General features: G+C 71.0%; 1 protein-coding gene. It reads left to right on the top strand.

The window, feature by feature from the left end:
• The first annotated feature begins 92 nt into the window (after positions 1–92).
• On the top strand, positions 93–16,853 hold the full coding sequence (locus AC5W7N_RS01030) for a non-ribosomal peptide synthase/polyketide synthase (protein WP_495923060.1): 16,761 nt from the start codon (positions 93–95) through the stop codon (positions 16,851–16,853).
• The last annotated feature ends 11 nt before the right edge of the window (positions 16,854–16,864 follow it).

Here is a 16,864-nt window from a genome sequence, read left to right as displayed (position 1 = left end):
TGGCCGATGACACGACTACAGGCAGGGTGAGGCAGCTACATGAAACCGGTGGGTGGGCAGTGGCGCGGCGAGGTCCGGGGGACGATGCCGGCATGACGCGTCCGGCACGAGTTCGCCCCACCCGCATCCGGCGCCCGCGGGTCACCACCCTGCCGCAATTGCTGGCCACCGCCGTCGAGGCGAATCCGGGTGGTGTCGCGGTCACCTACGCCGATGCCACCACCTCGCTCGGCAGCCTCACCTACGCCGAGCTGGACGAACGTTCCACCCGGCTGGCGCATCTGCTCATCGCGCGCGGGATCGGGCCGGAGGATCTGGTCGCGGTCGGGATTCCGCGGTCGCTGGAATCGGTCATCGCGGTGTGGGCGGTCGCCAAGACCGGCGCCGGTTTCGTACCGGTGGACCCGAACTATCCCGCCGACCGGGTCGAGCACATGGTCGCCGATTCCGGTGCGGTGTTCGGCCTGGCCGTGGCCGCGGTCCGGGACGACCTGCCCGATCGGGTGCAATGGCTGCTCATCGACACCCCGGAGACGGCGCGGGCGCTGGAGAGCTACCCGGTCGACCCGGTGACCTATACCGACCGGGTGCGGCCGCTGCGTGCCGAACATCCGGCTTATGTCATCTACACCTCGGGTTCCACCGGTCTGCCCAAGGGTGTGGTGGTCACCCAGGCCGGCCTGTCGAGTTTCTGCGATGAGCAGCGCGAGCGCTACCGGGTCGGCCCGGAATCGCGCACCCTGCATTTCGCCTCACCGTCGTTCGACGCCTCGGTGCTGGAACTGCTGCTGGCGCTGGGCGGCCCGGCCACCATGGTGGTGGTCGCGCCCACCGTGTACGGCGGCGACGAGCTGGCCGCGCTGCTGCGCCGCGAAGGCGTGACGCACGCGTTCATCACCCCGGCCGCGCTGGCCTCGGTGGATCCGGCGGGCCTTGACGAATTGCGGGTGATCGTCGCCGGTGGTGAGGCGTGTCCGCCGGAGCTGGTGCGCCGCTGGGTGCTGCCCATTTCCGAGGGCCGCACCCGCGAATTCTTCAATGGTTACGGTCCTACCGAGACCACCATCATGACCAATATCAGCGCGCCGCTGGTGCCGGGCGAACCGGTGACCATCGGCGGGCCGATCCGCGCCATCACCGAACACGTCCTGGACGAGCGGCTGATGCCGGTGGCCGACGGTGCCGTCGGCGAGCTCTACATCGCCGGCGCCCAGGTGGCGCGCGGCTACCACGCGCGGCCCGCGTTGACGGCGGCGCGCTTCGTCGCCAACCCGTTCGACCCCAGCGGCGCTCGCCTCTACCGCACCGGCGACCTGGTCCGCATCACCCCCGATGGCGAGCTGGAATACCTGGGCCGCAACGACTTCCAGGTCAAGATCCGTGGCTTCCGGATCGAGCTCGGCGAGATCGACGCCGTGCTGGCCGCGCACGACAGCGTCGATTTCGCGGTGACCGTCGGGCATCGGCTCGAATCCGGTGCGATCATCCTGGCCGCCTATGTGCACGCCGCGCCGGGTGCCGTCATCGATGTCGCGGAACTGGACGCGTTCGCCGAACGCAGCCTGCCCGCGCATATGGTGCCCACCGCCATCACCGTGCTCGACGAGATCCCGCTGACGCCGGTCGGCAAGCTGGATCGACGCGCGCTTCCGGAACCGCAGTTGCAGACCAGGGTGTTCCGCGCGCCGAGTGGTCCGCTGGAGCAGGCCGTCGCCGAGGTGTTCGGCGAACTGCTCGGCAGCGGCGAACCCGTCGGCGCCGACGACGATTTCTTCGAACTCGGCGGCAACTCACTCATCGCCACCCGGGTGGCCGCCCGATTGGGTGAGGCCGTTGGCGCGCGGGTGCCCGCCCGGCTGATCTTCGAAGCGCCCACGGTGGCCGGGCTCGCGCGCAAGCTGGAACCGTTGAAGGGTGCGGGCGGACGGCGCCCGCTGACGCCCATGCCGCGCCCCGAGCACATCCCGCTGTCGCTGGCCCAGCAGCGCATGTGGTTCCTCAACCAGTTCGACACCGCCTCGGCGGCCAACAACATCCCGTTCGCGGTGCGCCTGGACGGCCTGCTCGATGTGGCCGCGCTGCAAGCCGCGGTCGCCGACGTGATCGACCGGCACGAAACGCTGCGCACGATGTACCCGGCCATCGACGGCACCGGCTATCAAGTGGTGGTGTCCGCCGCCGAGGTGGTGCCGGATCTGGCACCGAAACCGGTGTCGGAGGCCGAACTACCGGAATGGCTCGGCCGGCTCGCACTGACCGGTTTCGATGTGGCGGCGGAGGTGCCGCTGCGGATGGCGCTGGCCGAGGTGGGGCCGGAACAGCACGTCATCGCCGTGGTGGTGCACCATATCGCCGCCGACGGCGCCTCGGTCGCGCCGTTCATGCGGGACCTGCTGGCGGCGTTCCTGTCTCGCCGCAACGGTGCGCGCCCCTCGTGGGCGCCGCTGGCGGTGCAGTACGCCGATTACACGCTGTGGCAGCGCGAGGTGCTGGGTTCCGAGGACGACCCGGAATCGCTGGCGGCCACCCAGATCCGGTTCTGGCGCGACGCGCTGGCCGGTGTGCCGGATCGCATCGAACTGCCCGCCGACCGGCCGCGGCCGTCGATCGCCTCCGGTCGTGGCGCGGTCTACGACTTCGAGATCGACGCCGCAACCCATGCCCGGCTGGCCGAGATCGCCCAGCACACCGGGGCCTCGGAGTTCATGGTGGTGCACGCGGCCTTCGCGGTGCTGCTGGCGCGGCTGGCCGCCACCGACGACGTCACCATCGGCACGCCGGTGGCGGGCCGCGGCGAACGCGAACTCGACGCGCTCATCGGCATGTTCGTCAATACGCTGGTGCTGCGCACCACCGTCGATATCGGGTCCTCGTTCACCGACCTGCTCGATGAGGTCAAGGACGCCGACCTGGCCGCGTTCGCGCATGCCGAGCTGCCGTTCGAGCGGCTGGTCGAGGTGCTCGATCCGGTGCGTTCGCAGGCGCATCATCCGCTGTTCCAGGTGGCGCTGTTCTTCCAGAACATGAGCGCGCCGCGGCTGGAACTGCCGGGTCTGGCCGCCGAGGGCGTCGAATTCGCCGGTGCGGTGGCCAAATTCGACCTCCAGCTGACGATCGTGCCGCGCACCGTCGACGGCGCCGCCGCGGGCCTGTCGGCCCAGTTCACCTATGCCACCGATCTGTTCGACGAGCCGACGGTGGCCGAATTCGCCCAGCGTTTCGCCCGGGTGCTGACCGGTGTCGCCGCGGACCCGCAGGTTCCGGTCGGCGAGATCGACCTGCTGGCCCCGGCCGACCGCGATCGTGTGCTGCGCGAGTGGAACGACACCCGCTTCCCGGTCGCGCCGGAACTGCTGCTCGACGGCTACCGGCGCACGGTCGAGCAGCGCCCGGACGCGGTGGCCGTGGTGTACGAGGGCGAGGAGCTCACCTACCGCGAGTTCGACGACCGGGTCAACCAGCTCGCGCGGCTGCTGATCACCCAGGGTGTCGGCGCGGAATCGCTGGTCGGTCTCGCGGTGCGGCGTTCGCTGGACCTGGTGGTCGGCATGTACGCCATCGTCACCGCCGGCGGCGCGTATGTGCCGCTGGACCCCGATCATCCGGCTGAACGCATCGCGCACATCCTCGACACCGCGCAACCGGTCTGCGTGGTCACCACCAGCACCGACGCCAGGTCGCTGCCCGCAGGCACCCCCGCGCTGCACATCGATACCGCCGACCTGTCCGGCTTCGACGCCGCACCGGTGCGTCCGCAGGAGCTGCTGCGCCCGGTCCGGCCCGACCATCCGGCCTACGTCATCTTCACCTCCGGCTCCACCGGCCGCCCCAAGGGCGTTTCCGTCTCGCACGCGGCCATCCACAACCAGATCACCTGGATGCTCGCGGAGTACCCGCTCGGCTTCCACGACGTGTACCTGCAAAAAACCGCCACGACGTTCGATGTGTCGCTGTGGGGCTACTTCATGCCGCTGCGCGCCGGCGCGCGGTTGATCGTGGCGACCCCGGACGGGCATCGCGATCCCGCATACGTCGCGGAAACCATTGCCGCACAACAGGTGACGGTCACCGACTTCGTGCCGTCGATGCTCACCGTCTTCGCCGCGCACACCCGCCCCGGCGCGGTGCCGACGCTGCGTGAGGTGTTCGTCATCGGTGAGGCGCTGCCGCCGGAGACCGTGGCGGCGCTGCGCGCGGTGTGCACGGCGAATGTGCACAACCTGTACGGCCCCACCGAGGCCGCGGTCTCGGTGACCTTCTGGCCCGCCGCCGGCTCCATCGAACGCAGTGTGCCGATCGGGTTGCCGCAGTGGAATACCCGGGTGTACGTGCTGGATTCGCGGTTGCGCCCGGTGCCGCCCGGCGTCGCGGGCGAGCTGTACCTGGCCGGCGATCAGCTGGCCCGCGGCTATGTGCGCCGCCCGGACCTGACCGCCGACCGCTTCGTCGCCAACCCGTTCGGCAACGGTCAGCGCATGTACCGCACCGGCGATCTGTGCGTGTGGCGCGAAGCCACCAGCACCACCCCGCATCGCCTGGACTACTTGGGCCGCACCGATTTCCAGGTGAAGTTCCGTGGTCAGCGCATCGAACTGGGCGAGATCGAGACCGCGCTGCTGGCGCAGCCGTCGGTGAGCCAGGCGGTGGCGCTGGTGGTGCCGACGTCGCTGGGCGACCAGCTCGTGGCCTACGCCGTCCCCGCACCCGGCCACAGCATCGACCAGACCGCGTTGCTCGCGGCCGTCGGCGAGACCTTGCCCGCCTACATGGTGCCCGCGACCATCGTCGCGCTCGACGCCTTCCCGCTGAACCCGAGCGGCAAGCTGGACCGCAAGGCGCTGCCCGAGCCGGTGTTCGAGACGCGCGCCTTCCGCGCGCCGGCCACGCCGGTGGAGGAGATCGTCGCCGGTGTGTTCGGTGAAGTGCTCGGGCTGAGCCGGGTCGGCGCCGATGACGATTTCTTCGCCCTCGGCGGCAATTCGCTGGTCGCCACCCAGGTCGTCGCGCGGCTCGGTGCGGCGATGGATACGCGGGTTCCGGTCCGCGCGCTGTTCGAGACCTCGACGGTATCGGCGCTGGCCGCCGCGCTCGATTCGCAGACCCACACCGACGGTCACCGCATCGCGCTCGGCAGCATCCCGCGCCCGCCGCAGCTGCCGTTGTCGCTGGCACAGCGGCGCATGTGGTTCCTCAACCGCTTCGACCAGGGCGAAGGCGCTGCCGCCGCGGCGGGATCGGCCGCCTACAACCTGCCGTTCGCGCTGCGGCTCACCGGCGCGCTGGATACCGCCGCGCTCGGCGCCGCCCTCGACGACGTGGTCGCCAGGCACGAGGTGCTGCGCACCGTGTACCCGGAGACGCCGCAGGGCCCGGTGCAGGTGGTGCTGCCCGCCGGGCAGGTCGGCCTCGATGTGGCGGTGCGCCGGCTGGCACAGGTCGACGTCGCGGGCGCGGTCCACGCGCTGGCCGCGCAGCCGTTCGATGTGACCGAGGAAGTGCCGGTCCGGGTCCGGTTGATCGAGATCTCCGATCTGCCGGAGGGTTCGGCGCCCGAGTATGTGCTCGCGGTCGTGGTGCATCACATCGCGGGCGACGCCTCGTCGATGGGTCCGCTGGTGCGCGACGTGATGGTGGCCTACGCCGCGCGAGTGGCGGGCGAGGCGCCGTCGTGGGCGCCGCTGAAGGTGCAGTACGCCGATTACGCGCTGTGGCAGCGTGCGGTGCTCGGCGACGAATCCGATCCGGAATCCGTTGCCGCGCGCCAGCTCGCGTTCTGGCGTGCGCAGCTGGCCGGACTGCCCGATGTGCTGGAACTGCCCGCGGACCGGCCGCGTCCGGCGGTGGCGTCGATGGCCGGTGGCCGGGTCGAGGTGTCGATCGATGCGGGCACCCACGCCGGTCTGGTGGATCTCGCGCGCAGCCACAACGCCACCCTGTTCATGGTCGTGCACACCGCGTTCGCCGTACTGTTGGCGCGGCTGTCGGGGCAGCACGATATCGCCGTCGGCACCCCGGTCGCCGGGCGTGGTGAGCGTGAGCTCGATGACGTGATCGGCATGTTCGTCAACACGGTGGTCTTCCGGACCCGGGTCGACGGCGGCGCCTCGTTCGAGGACCTGCTCGCCCGCCAGCGCGAGGTCGACCTCCAGGCCTTCGCGCACGCCGACGTGCCGTTCGAGCGGCTGGTCGAGGTGCTGAACCCGCCGCGCTCGACCGCCAGGCATCCGCTGTTCCAGGTCGGGTTGTCGTTCCAGAACGTCGCGCGGGCGGAACTGGAATTGCCGGGGCTGAGTGTCGGTGCCGTGGACGCCGATCTGGACGTGTCGCAGTTCGATCTGCATCTGATCGTCTCCGACGTCTATGACGAATCCGGCGCGCCCGCGGGCCTCGGCGGCTTCTTCACCTATGCCACCGACCTGTTCGACGCCGCCACCGTCCGCGCCTTCGGCGATCGGCTGGTCCGGCTGCTGAAGGCCGTGGTCGCGGATGCGGGCGCGGCGGTCGGCGATATCGACCTGCTCGATCCGGTCGAACGCGCCGATGTGCTCACCACCTGGAACGACACCCGCCGGGAATTGCCCGAGGCGGAGCGGACCACACTGGTCACCCTGCTGGATCGCACGGTCGCGGCAGCGCCCGGGGCCGTGGCGATCGTCGCCGATCGGGAGGGTGCGTCGAGCCGGCTCACCTATGCCGAACTCGATGCCCGCGTCAACCGGCTGGCCCGGCATCTGCTCGCCCTCGGCGTCGGTCCGGAATCCCGGGTCGCGCTGGCTTTGCGCCGCTCGCCCGAGCTGGTCATCGCCATGTACGCGGTGTCGCGGGCCGGTGGCGCCTACGTCCCGCTGGATCCGGACCAACCGGCCGAACGCACCGGCCACATCCTCGATACCGCGCGACCGGTCTGCGTGCTGACCGATGCCGCCACCGATTTCCGCACCGATCAGGCGCTGCTGGTCCGTCTCGACGACGTCGACCCGCTGACCTCCGCCGCGCCCATCACCGACGCGGAACGCGTGGCGCCGATCCGCCCCGGCCACACCGCCTACGTCATCTTCACCTCCGGCTCGACCGGCAGGCCCAAGGGCGTCGCGGTGCCGCACGCCGCGATCGTCAACCAATTGCGATGGAAGACGTCCGAATTCGCGCTCGGCGCCGATGATGCCGTGCTGCTGAAGACGGCGGCCACCTTCGACCTGTCGGTGTGGGAGTTCTGGTCGGCCGCGGTGAGCGGCGGCAGGCTCGTCATCGCCGCACCCGACGGTCATCGCGACCCCGCCTACCTGCACGACCTCATGGTGCGCGAGCAGGTCACCACGTTGCATGTGGTGCCGTCCATGCTGGACGCGCTGCTCATCGCCTCCGACACCGCGCCGCCGGCGCTGCGCCGGGTGCTGGCCATCGGCGAGGCGTTGCCCGCGGTACTGGCCCAGCGTTTCCTGGCCGCGAATCCCGGTGTGGCGCTGTACAACCTGTACGGCCCGACCGAGGCCGCCGTCTCGATCACCACCCACCGGGTCACCGCCGCCGACAGCGCGACCGTGCCCATCGGCGCGCCGGAGTGGAACAGCCGGGTCTACGTCCTCGATGCCCGGTTGCGGCCGGTTCCGGTGGGCGTGCCCGGTGAGCTGTACCTGGCCGGCGCGCAGCTGGCCCGCGGCTACTTCGGCCGCCCGGATCTGACCGCCGATCGCTTCGTCGCCGACCCGTTCGGCGACGGCGAGCGCATGTACCGCACCGGCGACCTGGTGGTGTGGAATCGCGATGGTGAGCTGGAGTACCGGGGCCGCACCGACTTCCAGGTGAAGATCCGTGGCTTCCGCATCGAGCTCGGTGAGATCGAGGCGGCGCTGCTGGCGCTGCCGGAGGTCGCGCAGACCGCGGTGCTGGCGAAGTCGGATCCGCACACCGGTGACCGGCTGGTCGCCTACGTGGTGCCCGCCGGGTCGCACGGCGCGGGCTTCGACCTGCCCCAGGTGCTCGCCGCCCTCGGCTCGGCTCTGCCCTCGTACATGGTGCCCTCGGCGTTCGTGGTGCTGGATGCGCTGCCGCTGAACGTCAACGGCAAGCTGGACCGCAACGCGCTGCCGGAACCGGAGTTCGAGGCGCGCGAATACCGCGCTCCCGCAACACCGGTCGAGGAGATCGTGGCCGGCGTCTTCGGCGAGGTGCTCGGCATCGACCAGGTCGGCGCCGATGACGATTTCTTCGCCCTCGGCGGCAACTCGCTGCTGGCCACCCAGGTCGCCGCCCGGATCGGCGCGGCGCTGGAGACCCGGGTGCCGGTGCGGGCGCTGTTCGAGGCCTCGACCGTGGCGGCGCTCGCGGTGAAGGTCGAACACACCGCGACCGAGACCGCACGCGTCCCGCTGGTGGCGAAGCCTCGACCGGACCGGATTCCGCTGTCGTTCGCCCAGCAGCGCATGTGGTTCCTCAACCAGTTCGACACCGCGGCCGCCGTCTACAACATCCCGGCCGCCATCCGGCTCTCCGGCGAGCTGAATGTGCAGGCGCTCGAGCAGGCGGTCGGCGATATCGTCGCCCGCCACGAAATTTTGCGCACCATCTACCCGAACACCCCCGACGGCCCGGTTCAGCAGGTGCTGGCGCCGCGTGAGGTGCCCGTCGACCTCACCCCCGCTCAGATCGGCGAGGAACGGGTGGGCCACGAGGTGGCCGGGGTGGTGGGCGCCGGCTTCGACGTCACCGCCGAAGTCCCGTTCCGCACCAAGCTCTTCCAGCTCGCGGGCAGTGAATACGTACTGGTGTTCGTGGCCCACCACATCAGCGCCGACGGCTGGTCGATGGGCCCGCTGACCCGCGACCTCATGCTGGCCTACGCCGCCCGCAGCAATGGCAACGAACCCGCCTGGACGCCGCTGCCGGTGCAGTACGCCGATTACGCGCTGTGGCAGCGCGAGGTGCTCGGCGAGGAGACCGATCCGGACTCGGTGGCGGGCGCCCAGCTCGACTACTGGACCAAGGAGCTCGCCGACCTGCCCGACGAGCTGAATCTGCCGTCGGACCGGCCGCGTCCACCGGCGCAGAGCTTCGCAGGCGGCAAGACCGAGTTCGTCGTCGACGCAGGCGTGCACGCCGCGCTCACCGAGCTCGCCCGCACGCACAACGCCACCCTGTTCATGGTGGTGCACACCGCGCTGACGGTATTCCTGTCGCGCATGTCCGGCACCGACGACATCGCCGTCGGCACCCCCATCGCGGGGCGCGGCGAGGCCGAACTCGACGACCTGATCGGCATGTTCGTCAACACCCTGGTACTGCGCACCCGGGTCGCGCCGGAGCTGAGCTTCGACCAGTTGCTCGCTGCCAACCGCGACACCGATCTGCGCGCTTTCGCCAATGCCGACATTCCGTTCGAGCGGCTGGTGGAAGCGCTGGACCCGGAACGCTCGGCCGGCCGTCATCCGCTGTTCCAAGTGGCATTGTCGTTCGAGAACCTGGCCGCCACCGGCTTCGAGCTGCCCGGGCTGAGCTTCGCCGCCCTCGATCCGGCCGCCGACGCCGCCAAATTCGATCTGCTGCTCACAGTGCGCGAGCAGCGCGACGAGCACGGCGCCGAAGCCGGAATCGCGGCCGAATTCACCTATGCGCGTGACTTGTTCGACGAGTCGACAGTGGTGGACTTCGGGCGCCGATTCCGCCGCATCCTGGCCTCCGTCGCCCGCGACAGCAGCCGCGCCGTCGGCGATCTGGACATCCTCGACGGTTCCGAACGCCTCGACCTGATCAGCCGCGCGGGCGCACCGGCCGAACCGGTGCGCACCCTGCCCGAGCTGATGGCCGACGCCGTCGCCGCCAATCCCGATGGCGTCGCCCTCGTGGTGGGCGAGCGCTCCTTCCGCTACGCCGAGCTCGATGCCGCCTCCGCGCAGCTGGCGCGGGCGCTGATCGAGCGCGGCGCCGGACCGGATGTGCTGGTGGCGGTGGCCCTGCGCCGCTCGGTGGAATCGGTGCTCGCGCTGTGGGCCGTCGCCAAGACCGGCGCCGCGCTGGTCCCGATCGACCCGACCTACCCGGCCGACAGGATCGCGCACATGGTGCGCGATTCCGGTGCGGCGCTCGGCATCACGATGAACGCCGAACTCGACGAGCTGCCGCCGATGACCGGCGGCGGCTGGATCCGGATGGACGATCGCGGCTTCACCATGGACGTCGCCGGACGGTCGGATCGCCCGATCACCGCCGCCGACCGGCGTGGACCGATCCGCGCCACCAACGCCGCCTACGTCATCTACACCTCCGGCTCCACCGGCCTGCCCAAGGGCGTCGTCGTCACCCACGCGGGCCTGGCGAACTTCAGCGCGGAGCAGGTGCAGCGCTACCAGCTCGACACCTCCACCCGCGCACTGGCTTTCGCCTCACCGTCGTTCGACGCCTCGATGCTGGAGCTGCTGCTCGCGCTCGGCTCGGCGGGCACCCTGGTGGTGGCGCCGCCGCTGATGTTCGGCGGCGACGAGTTGGCCGAGCTGATCAGGGCCGAGGGCGTGACGCACGCCTTCATCACCCCGTCGGTGCTGGCGTCGCTGGATTCGTCGGCGCTGTCCGGTATGCGCGGCATCGTCGCCGGCGGCGAAGCCGTCCCGGCCGAGCTGGTCGCCAAGTGGGGTGGGGTGGACGGGCGCGCCTTCCACAACGGGTACGGGCCCACCGAGACCACCATCATGACCAATATCAGCGATCCGCTGCGTCCCGGCGATCCGGTGACCATCGGTGCGCCGATCCGCGGCATGCGGGCACTGGTGCTCGACACCAGGCTGCGGCCGGTGCCCGAGGGCGTCGCCGGTGAGCTGTACCTCGGCGGTATCCAGCTGGCCCGCGGCTACCACGCGCGGCCCGGGCTCACGGCCGCGCGCTTCGTCGCCGACCCCTACGGTGCGCCGGGGGAGCGGCTCTACCGCACCGGCGACGTGGTGCGCTGGCGCGGCCGCGAGGTGGAGTATGTGGGCCGCAACGACTTCCAGGTGAAGGTGCGCGGATTCCGCATCGAACTCGGCGAGATCGACAGCGCGCTGGCCGCCCAGCCCGGTATCGACTTCGCGGTCACCATCGGACGCGAGACCGCCGCGGGCGCCACCATTCTGGTGTCCTACGTGCTGCCCGAGCGCGGCGCCACCCCCGATGTCGCCGAGCTGACCACCCAGCTGGGCCGGGTGCTGCCCGACTACATGGTGCCCACCGCCATCGTGGTGCTCGACGAGATCCCGCTGACCCCGGTCGGCAAGCTCGATCGGCGGGCCTTGCCGGAACCGGTGCTGGAGACCCGCGCCTACCGGGCCCCACGCAGCACCGCTGAACAGGTGATCGCCGAGGTCATCGGCGACGTGCTCGGCGTCGAGCAGGTCGGCCTCGACGACGATTTCTTCGCCCTCGGCGGCGACAGCATCGTCTCCATCCAGGTGGTGTCGCGGGCCAGGGCCAAGGGCGTCGACTTCACCCCGCGCGACGTCTTCCAGGCCAGGACGGTCGAGGCGCTGGCCGCCGCGGCCACCGTCGCCGGCGCGCCCGGCGACGAGGCCGGTGAGCTGCCCGCCACCCCCACCGCGATGCGGCTGCTGGAGCACGGCGGTACCGGGGTGGAGCCGCGAGCCATCGTGCTCGAGGTGCCCGCCAGCTGCCCGGCCGAAGCGGTGGAGACCGCGGTCGGCGCGGTACTCGATCAGCATCCGATGCTGTGGGCACGCCTGGACCTGACGGGCGCCGCCCCGGTGCTGCGCATCCCCGCCGCCGCCGATCGCGACGAGCCCCACTTCAGCTGGCTCGATCCCGAACTCGGCGAGACCACCTTGCCCATCGATGACGTCGTCGGCGCGGCCGTCGACGCCCTCGATCCGGAACAGGGCCGCAACATCCACTTCGTGGCCACCGGAACCCCCGAGGCCTTCCGGCTGGTGGTGGTGGCCAATGCGCTGGTCGTCGACGATGTGTCCTGGCGGACCATCATCGATCAGCTCACCACCGCATGGAACCGCGGCAGGCACGCCGCCCCCGCCGCACCGGAATCCGGTCTCGGCGCGCTGATCCGCTCGCTCGCCGAGAGCGCTCACTCGCCCGCCATGACCGCCGAGGCGCAATGGTGGCAGCAGACGCTGGCCGCCGCCACCCGCGACGACCTGCCCACCGGCGCCGCCGATCTGCGCTCCCGGCGCCGGGTCTCGCTCACCATCACCGCCGAGGGCACCGAGGCGGTGGCCGCGGTGGCCGAGGCCTACCACGCCACCGTCGACGAGGTGCTGCTCACCGCCGTCGCGCTGGCCCTGCGTACCGCGCAGCGCGAATCCGTCACCCGCGCGGTGGGTTCGGTGATCCGCCTGGACGCCGACGGCCGTGGCGTGGCCGAGATCGACGCGAGCAATATCGTCGGCGGTTTCCGCACCGCCTACCCGCTGCCGCTGCGCCTCGACGGCATCGACGTCTCGGACGCGCTGGTGGGCGGCCGGTCCGCGGGTGCGGCGCTCACCCAGATCAAGGAACTGCATCGCGCGGTGCCGGGACGCGGCGTCGGCTACGGCCTGCTCTGCTACCTGAATCCGGAGTCCGCCGCGGGCCTGCGCGATTTCGGTCGTGGACGTTTCGCGCTGCGCTACCGCGATCTGCGCCCGGCCCGGGTGCACACCGACGCCCCGGCCGACGATCTGCTGCTCGCGCTGACCGTCGACGCCACCGATGACGGCCTGCTGGCCCGATTCGATTACGCGGCAGCGGTATTCTCCGCCGACGAGGTGAAGACCTTCGCCGAGCACTGGATCCGGGCACTGGGCGGACTGGCCGAGCACGGGCTGCGGCCGGACGCCGGCGGTTTCAGCCCGTCGGACTTCCCGCTGATCTCGTTGCGCCAGGACGATATCGACCGTTTCGCCCGCGACTACCCGCAACTGATCGATGCCTGGCCGGTGACGCCATTGCAGTCGGGCATGCTGTTCCACGCGCTGCTGGCCGATACCTCCGTCGACGTCTACACCACCCAGTTCGTGCTCGACCTCGGCGGCACCGTCGACCCGGCCCGGATGCAGGCCGCCGCGCAGGCGGTGCTGGACCGGCACGCCAACCTGCGGGTGGCCTTCGCCGACGACGCCGAGGGCTCGCCGGTGCAGATCGTGCAGGACGGCATCGAGGTCCCGTGGCGGATGATCGACCTCTCGCATCTGGACCCGGCCGCCGCCGCGGCCGAGGCCGAACGGATCAAATCCGCCGATCTCGCAGACCATTTCGACATGCGCACCGCGCCGCTGCTGCGCTTCACCCTGATCCGCACCAGCGCGGCCGGAATCGGCGCCGAAAGCGCCTACCAGCTGCTGGTCACCAGCCATCACATCCTCATCGACGGCTGGTCCATGCCGCTGCTGATGAAGGATCTGCTCACCCTCTACGCCCTCGGCGGCAACTCGCGGCATCTGCCGCAGGTTCCGCCCTACCGCGACTACCTGGCCTGGCTGATCACGCAGGATCCGGAGGCCGCGCGGCAGGCGTGGCGCACCGCGCTGGACGGCATCACCGAGCCGACGCCGCTGGCGCCGGTGGATCCGGGCCGGGAGATCTCGGCCGGTGTCGGTGAGGTGGGATTCGAACTGTCCCAGGCCGATACGACCGCGCTGACCCGGCTGGCCGCCCACCTCGGCGTCACGGTGAACACCGTGGTCCAGGCCGCGTGGGGGCTGCTGATCGGGCGCAGCGTCGACCGCGACGACGTCGTGTTCGGCGCGACCGTGTCCGGCCGCCCGCCGCAGCTCGACGGTGTGGAGGCCATGGTCGGTCTGTTCCTCAACGCCATCCCGGTACGGGTGCGCCTGGGCGCCACCGACACCCTCGGTGGGCTGCTGCGGCAGTTGCAGGCCGAACAGGCCGATCTGCTCGGCTACCACTACCTGGGGCTCAGTGATATCCAGGACGCCGTCGGGGTGGAGGGCCTGTTCGATTCGCTGGTCGTGTTCGAGTCCTTCCCGGTGGACCGGGAGGGGCTGGCCGAGGCCAGTGCCATCGACGGCATGAACATCACCGGTGTGGGCGCGGTCAACGGCACCCACTATCCGGTAACGGTCATGGTGGTGCTCGACCACCAGCTGCGGGTGTCGGTGAAGTACCTGCGCGACCTGTTCGACTTCGATGCCGCCGATGCGCTCGCGCGCAGGCTGGAAGCCCTGATCGGCCGGTTCGTCACCGAGCCGCAGGCCAAGGTCGCCGATATCGACGTGCTGCTGCCCGCGGAGGCCGCCGAACTGGCCGCGCGCAATGCCACCGAGGTGCCCGAACTGCTCGACGACGCGACGCTGCTGACGTTGTTCGACGCCCAGGTGGCCCGCACGCCGGACGCGCCTGCCGTCCGCTACCGCGACGCGGTGCTCAGCTACCGCGAACTGGACGCGCGGTCCCGGGCGCTTGCCGCCGAGCTGAGCAACTTCGGCGTCGGCCCCGGCACGCTGGTCGGCGTCGCCATGCGCCGCGGTCTGGACCTGGTGGTCTCGATCTACGCGGTGCTGTGCGCCGGCGCGGGCTATGTGCCGATCGACCCGGACCATCCGGCCGAGCGCAGCGAGTACGTGCTCACCGGCGCCGCGCCGATCTGCGTCCTCACCACCAGCGCCGACGGTTTCACCACCGGCACCGGCGTGCCGGTGGTCGCGGTGGACACGCTGTATCTCGCACCGGCCGACGGCTTCGCCGGCCCCCGGGTGCACCCCGACGAGATCGCCTACGTCATCTACACCTCCGGCTCCACCGGCCGCCCCAAGGGTGTAATGATCACGCATCGGCAGATGGCCAACCAGTTCCGCTGGGCCCAGCGCACCTACCCGCACGATGCGAGCGATGTGGTGCTGCACAAGACGCCGATCACCTTCGACATCTCCACCTGGGAGCTGTTCTGGCCGCTGCACACCGGCGCGTCCCTGGTGATCGCCGAACCCGACGGGCACCGCGATCCGGCGTACCTGTCGCGGATCATCGCCGAGAACGCCGTCACCACGGTGCATTTCGTGCCCTCGATGCTCGACGCGTTCCTCGATCCGGTGACCGGTGGCGCCGCCGGGGCCGGATACCCGTCGCTGCGCCGGGTGTTCGCGGCCGGTGAAGCCCTGTCCGGGGAGACGGCCGCGACATTCACCGCCGCGCTGCCCGGCACCGAGCTGATCAACTGGTACGGGCCCGCCGAGGCCACCGTCGTGACCGCGCATCCGGTGACCGACACCGACGTCACCGCGATCCCGATCGGTACCCCCGTCGCCAATACCCAGGTGCTGGTGCTGGATCGGCAGCTGCGGCCGGTGCCGCCCGGCGCTGCCGGTGAGCTGTACGTCGCCGGCGTGCAGCTGGCCCGCGGCTACCACGACCGGCCCGCCCTGACCGCCGAACGCTTCGTCGCGGGCGAGCACGGCGCCCGCCTGTACCGCACCGGCGACGTGGTCCGCTGGGTCGGCCCCGGCCCGGACGCGGCCCTGGAATACCTGGGCCGCAGCGATTTCCAGGTGAAGCTGCGCGGCCAGCGCGTGGAGCTGGGTGAGATCGAGACGATCCTGCTCGGCCACGAGTCGGTGCGTCACGCGGCCGTCTCCCTGGTGCGCGCCGCCACCGGCGATCGCCTGGTGGCCTATGTGGTCGCCGCGCCGGGCCACACCGTCGACGACCGCGAACTGCTCGCCCACGCGCGCGCCGCGCTGCCGTCCTACATGGTCCCCTCGGCCGTGGTGGTGCTCGAGCGGATGCCGTTGAACGCCAGCGGCAAACTCGACCGGATGGCGCTGCCGGTGCCGCAACTGTCGGGCCGTCCGTTCCGCGCGCCGTCCACACCGCTGGAGCGCACCATCACCGAGGTGTTCGCCGAAGTCCTCGGGGTCGAGCGCGTCGGCATGGACGACGACTTCTTCGACCTGGGCGGCAATTCGCTGATCGCCACCCGTGCGGTGAGCAGGCTGCGCACCCGCACCGGCGCCGAGATCCGGGTGCAGTGGTTCTTCACCGACTCCACCCCGGCCGATCTGGCCGCAAGGATCCTGGCCGTGCTGTCCGGCGAGCACGATTACGACCTGGATTCCAACGCCGCGCTCGGCGTGGTGCTGCCCATCCGCACCCGGGTACCGCACGACACCGCGCCCGACGACCCGGTGTTCTGCATCCACCCGATGTACGGACTGTCCTGGTGCTACGCCGGATTCGCCCGCTATCTGCCCGCCCGGTACCCGATCTACGGTCTGCAGTCGCCCGCGCTGTCGGAGGATGGCTACCTGCCGCGCTCGCTGGGCGAGATGGCCCGCCGCTACGCCGCCGAGATCCGCGCGGTGCAGCCCGAGGGCCCGTACCGGCTGCTCGGCTGGTCGCTCGGCGGGGTGATCGCGCACGCGATCGCTACCGAACTGCAGGCCGCGGGCCAGGAGGTGTCGCTGCTGGCGATGCTGGACAGCCATCCCGCCATCGACGTCACCGATTTCCGCGCCGCCATCCGCGACGCGCTGGCCGAACTCGGCATCGGCGACGCCCAGTTGCCCGACGGCGATATCCACGACCTCACCGACGAGGCGCTGGCCGCCCTGCACGCCACCATCCCGCCGGATATGGCGGTGCTCACGCCCGAGCGGGTGCGCCGGATCTACCGCAGCGCGGTCCGTTCGGCCGAACTCATCGCCGAGCACCGGCCAGGGGTGTTCCGCGGCAGGCTGGACTATTTCAGCGCGGCCGGCCACGATACGGCGGCCCGGAACTGGGACGCCTACGTCGACGGCACCGTCGCCGACCATCCGGTCGCCGCGGATCACGATCAGATGACCTCGCCCGAGGCGCTGGCCGAGATCGGCCCGTTGCTGGCCGACCGGCTCGATCCCGCCCGAACGGCGGGTCGATCATGATCAGATATGGG

Source organism: Nocardia sp. CDC519, assembly GCF_059509835.1.
Note: the sequence above shows the minus strand (reverse complement) of the source record. Positions and strands in the feature narration are given on the sequence as shown.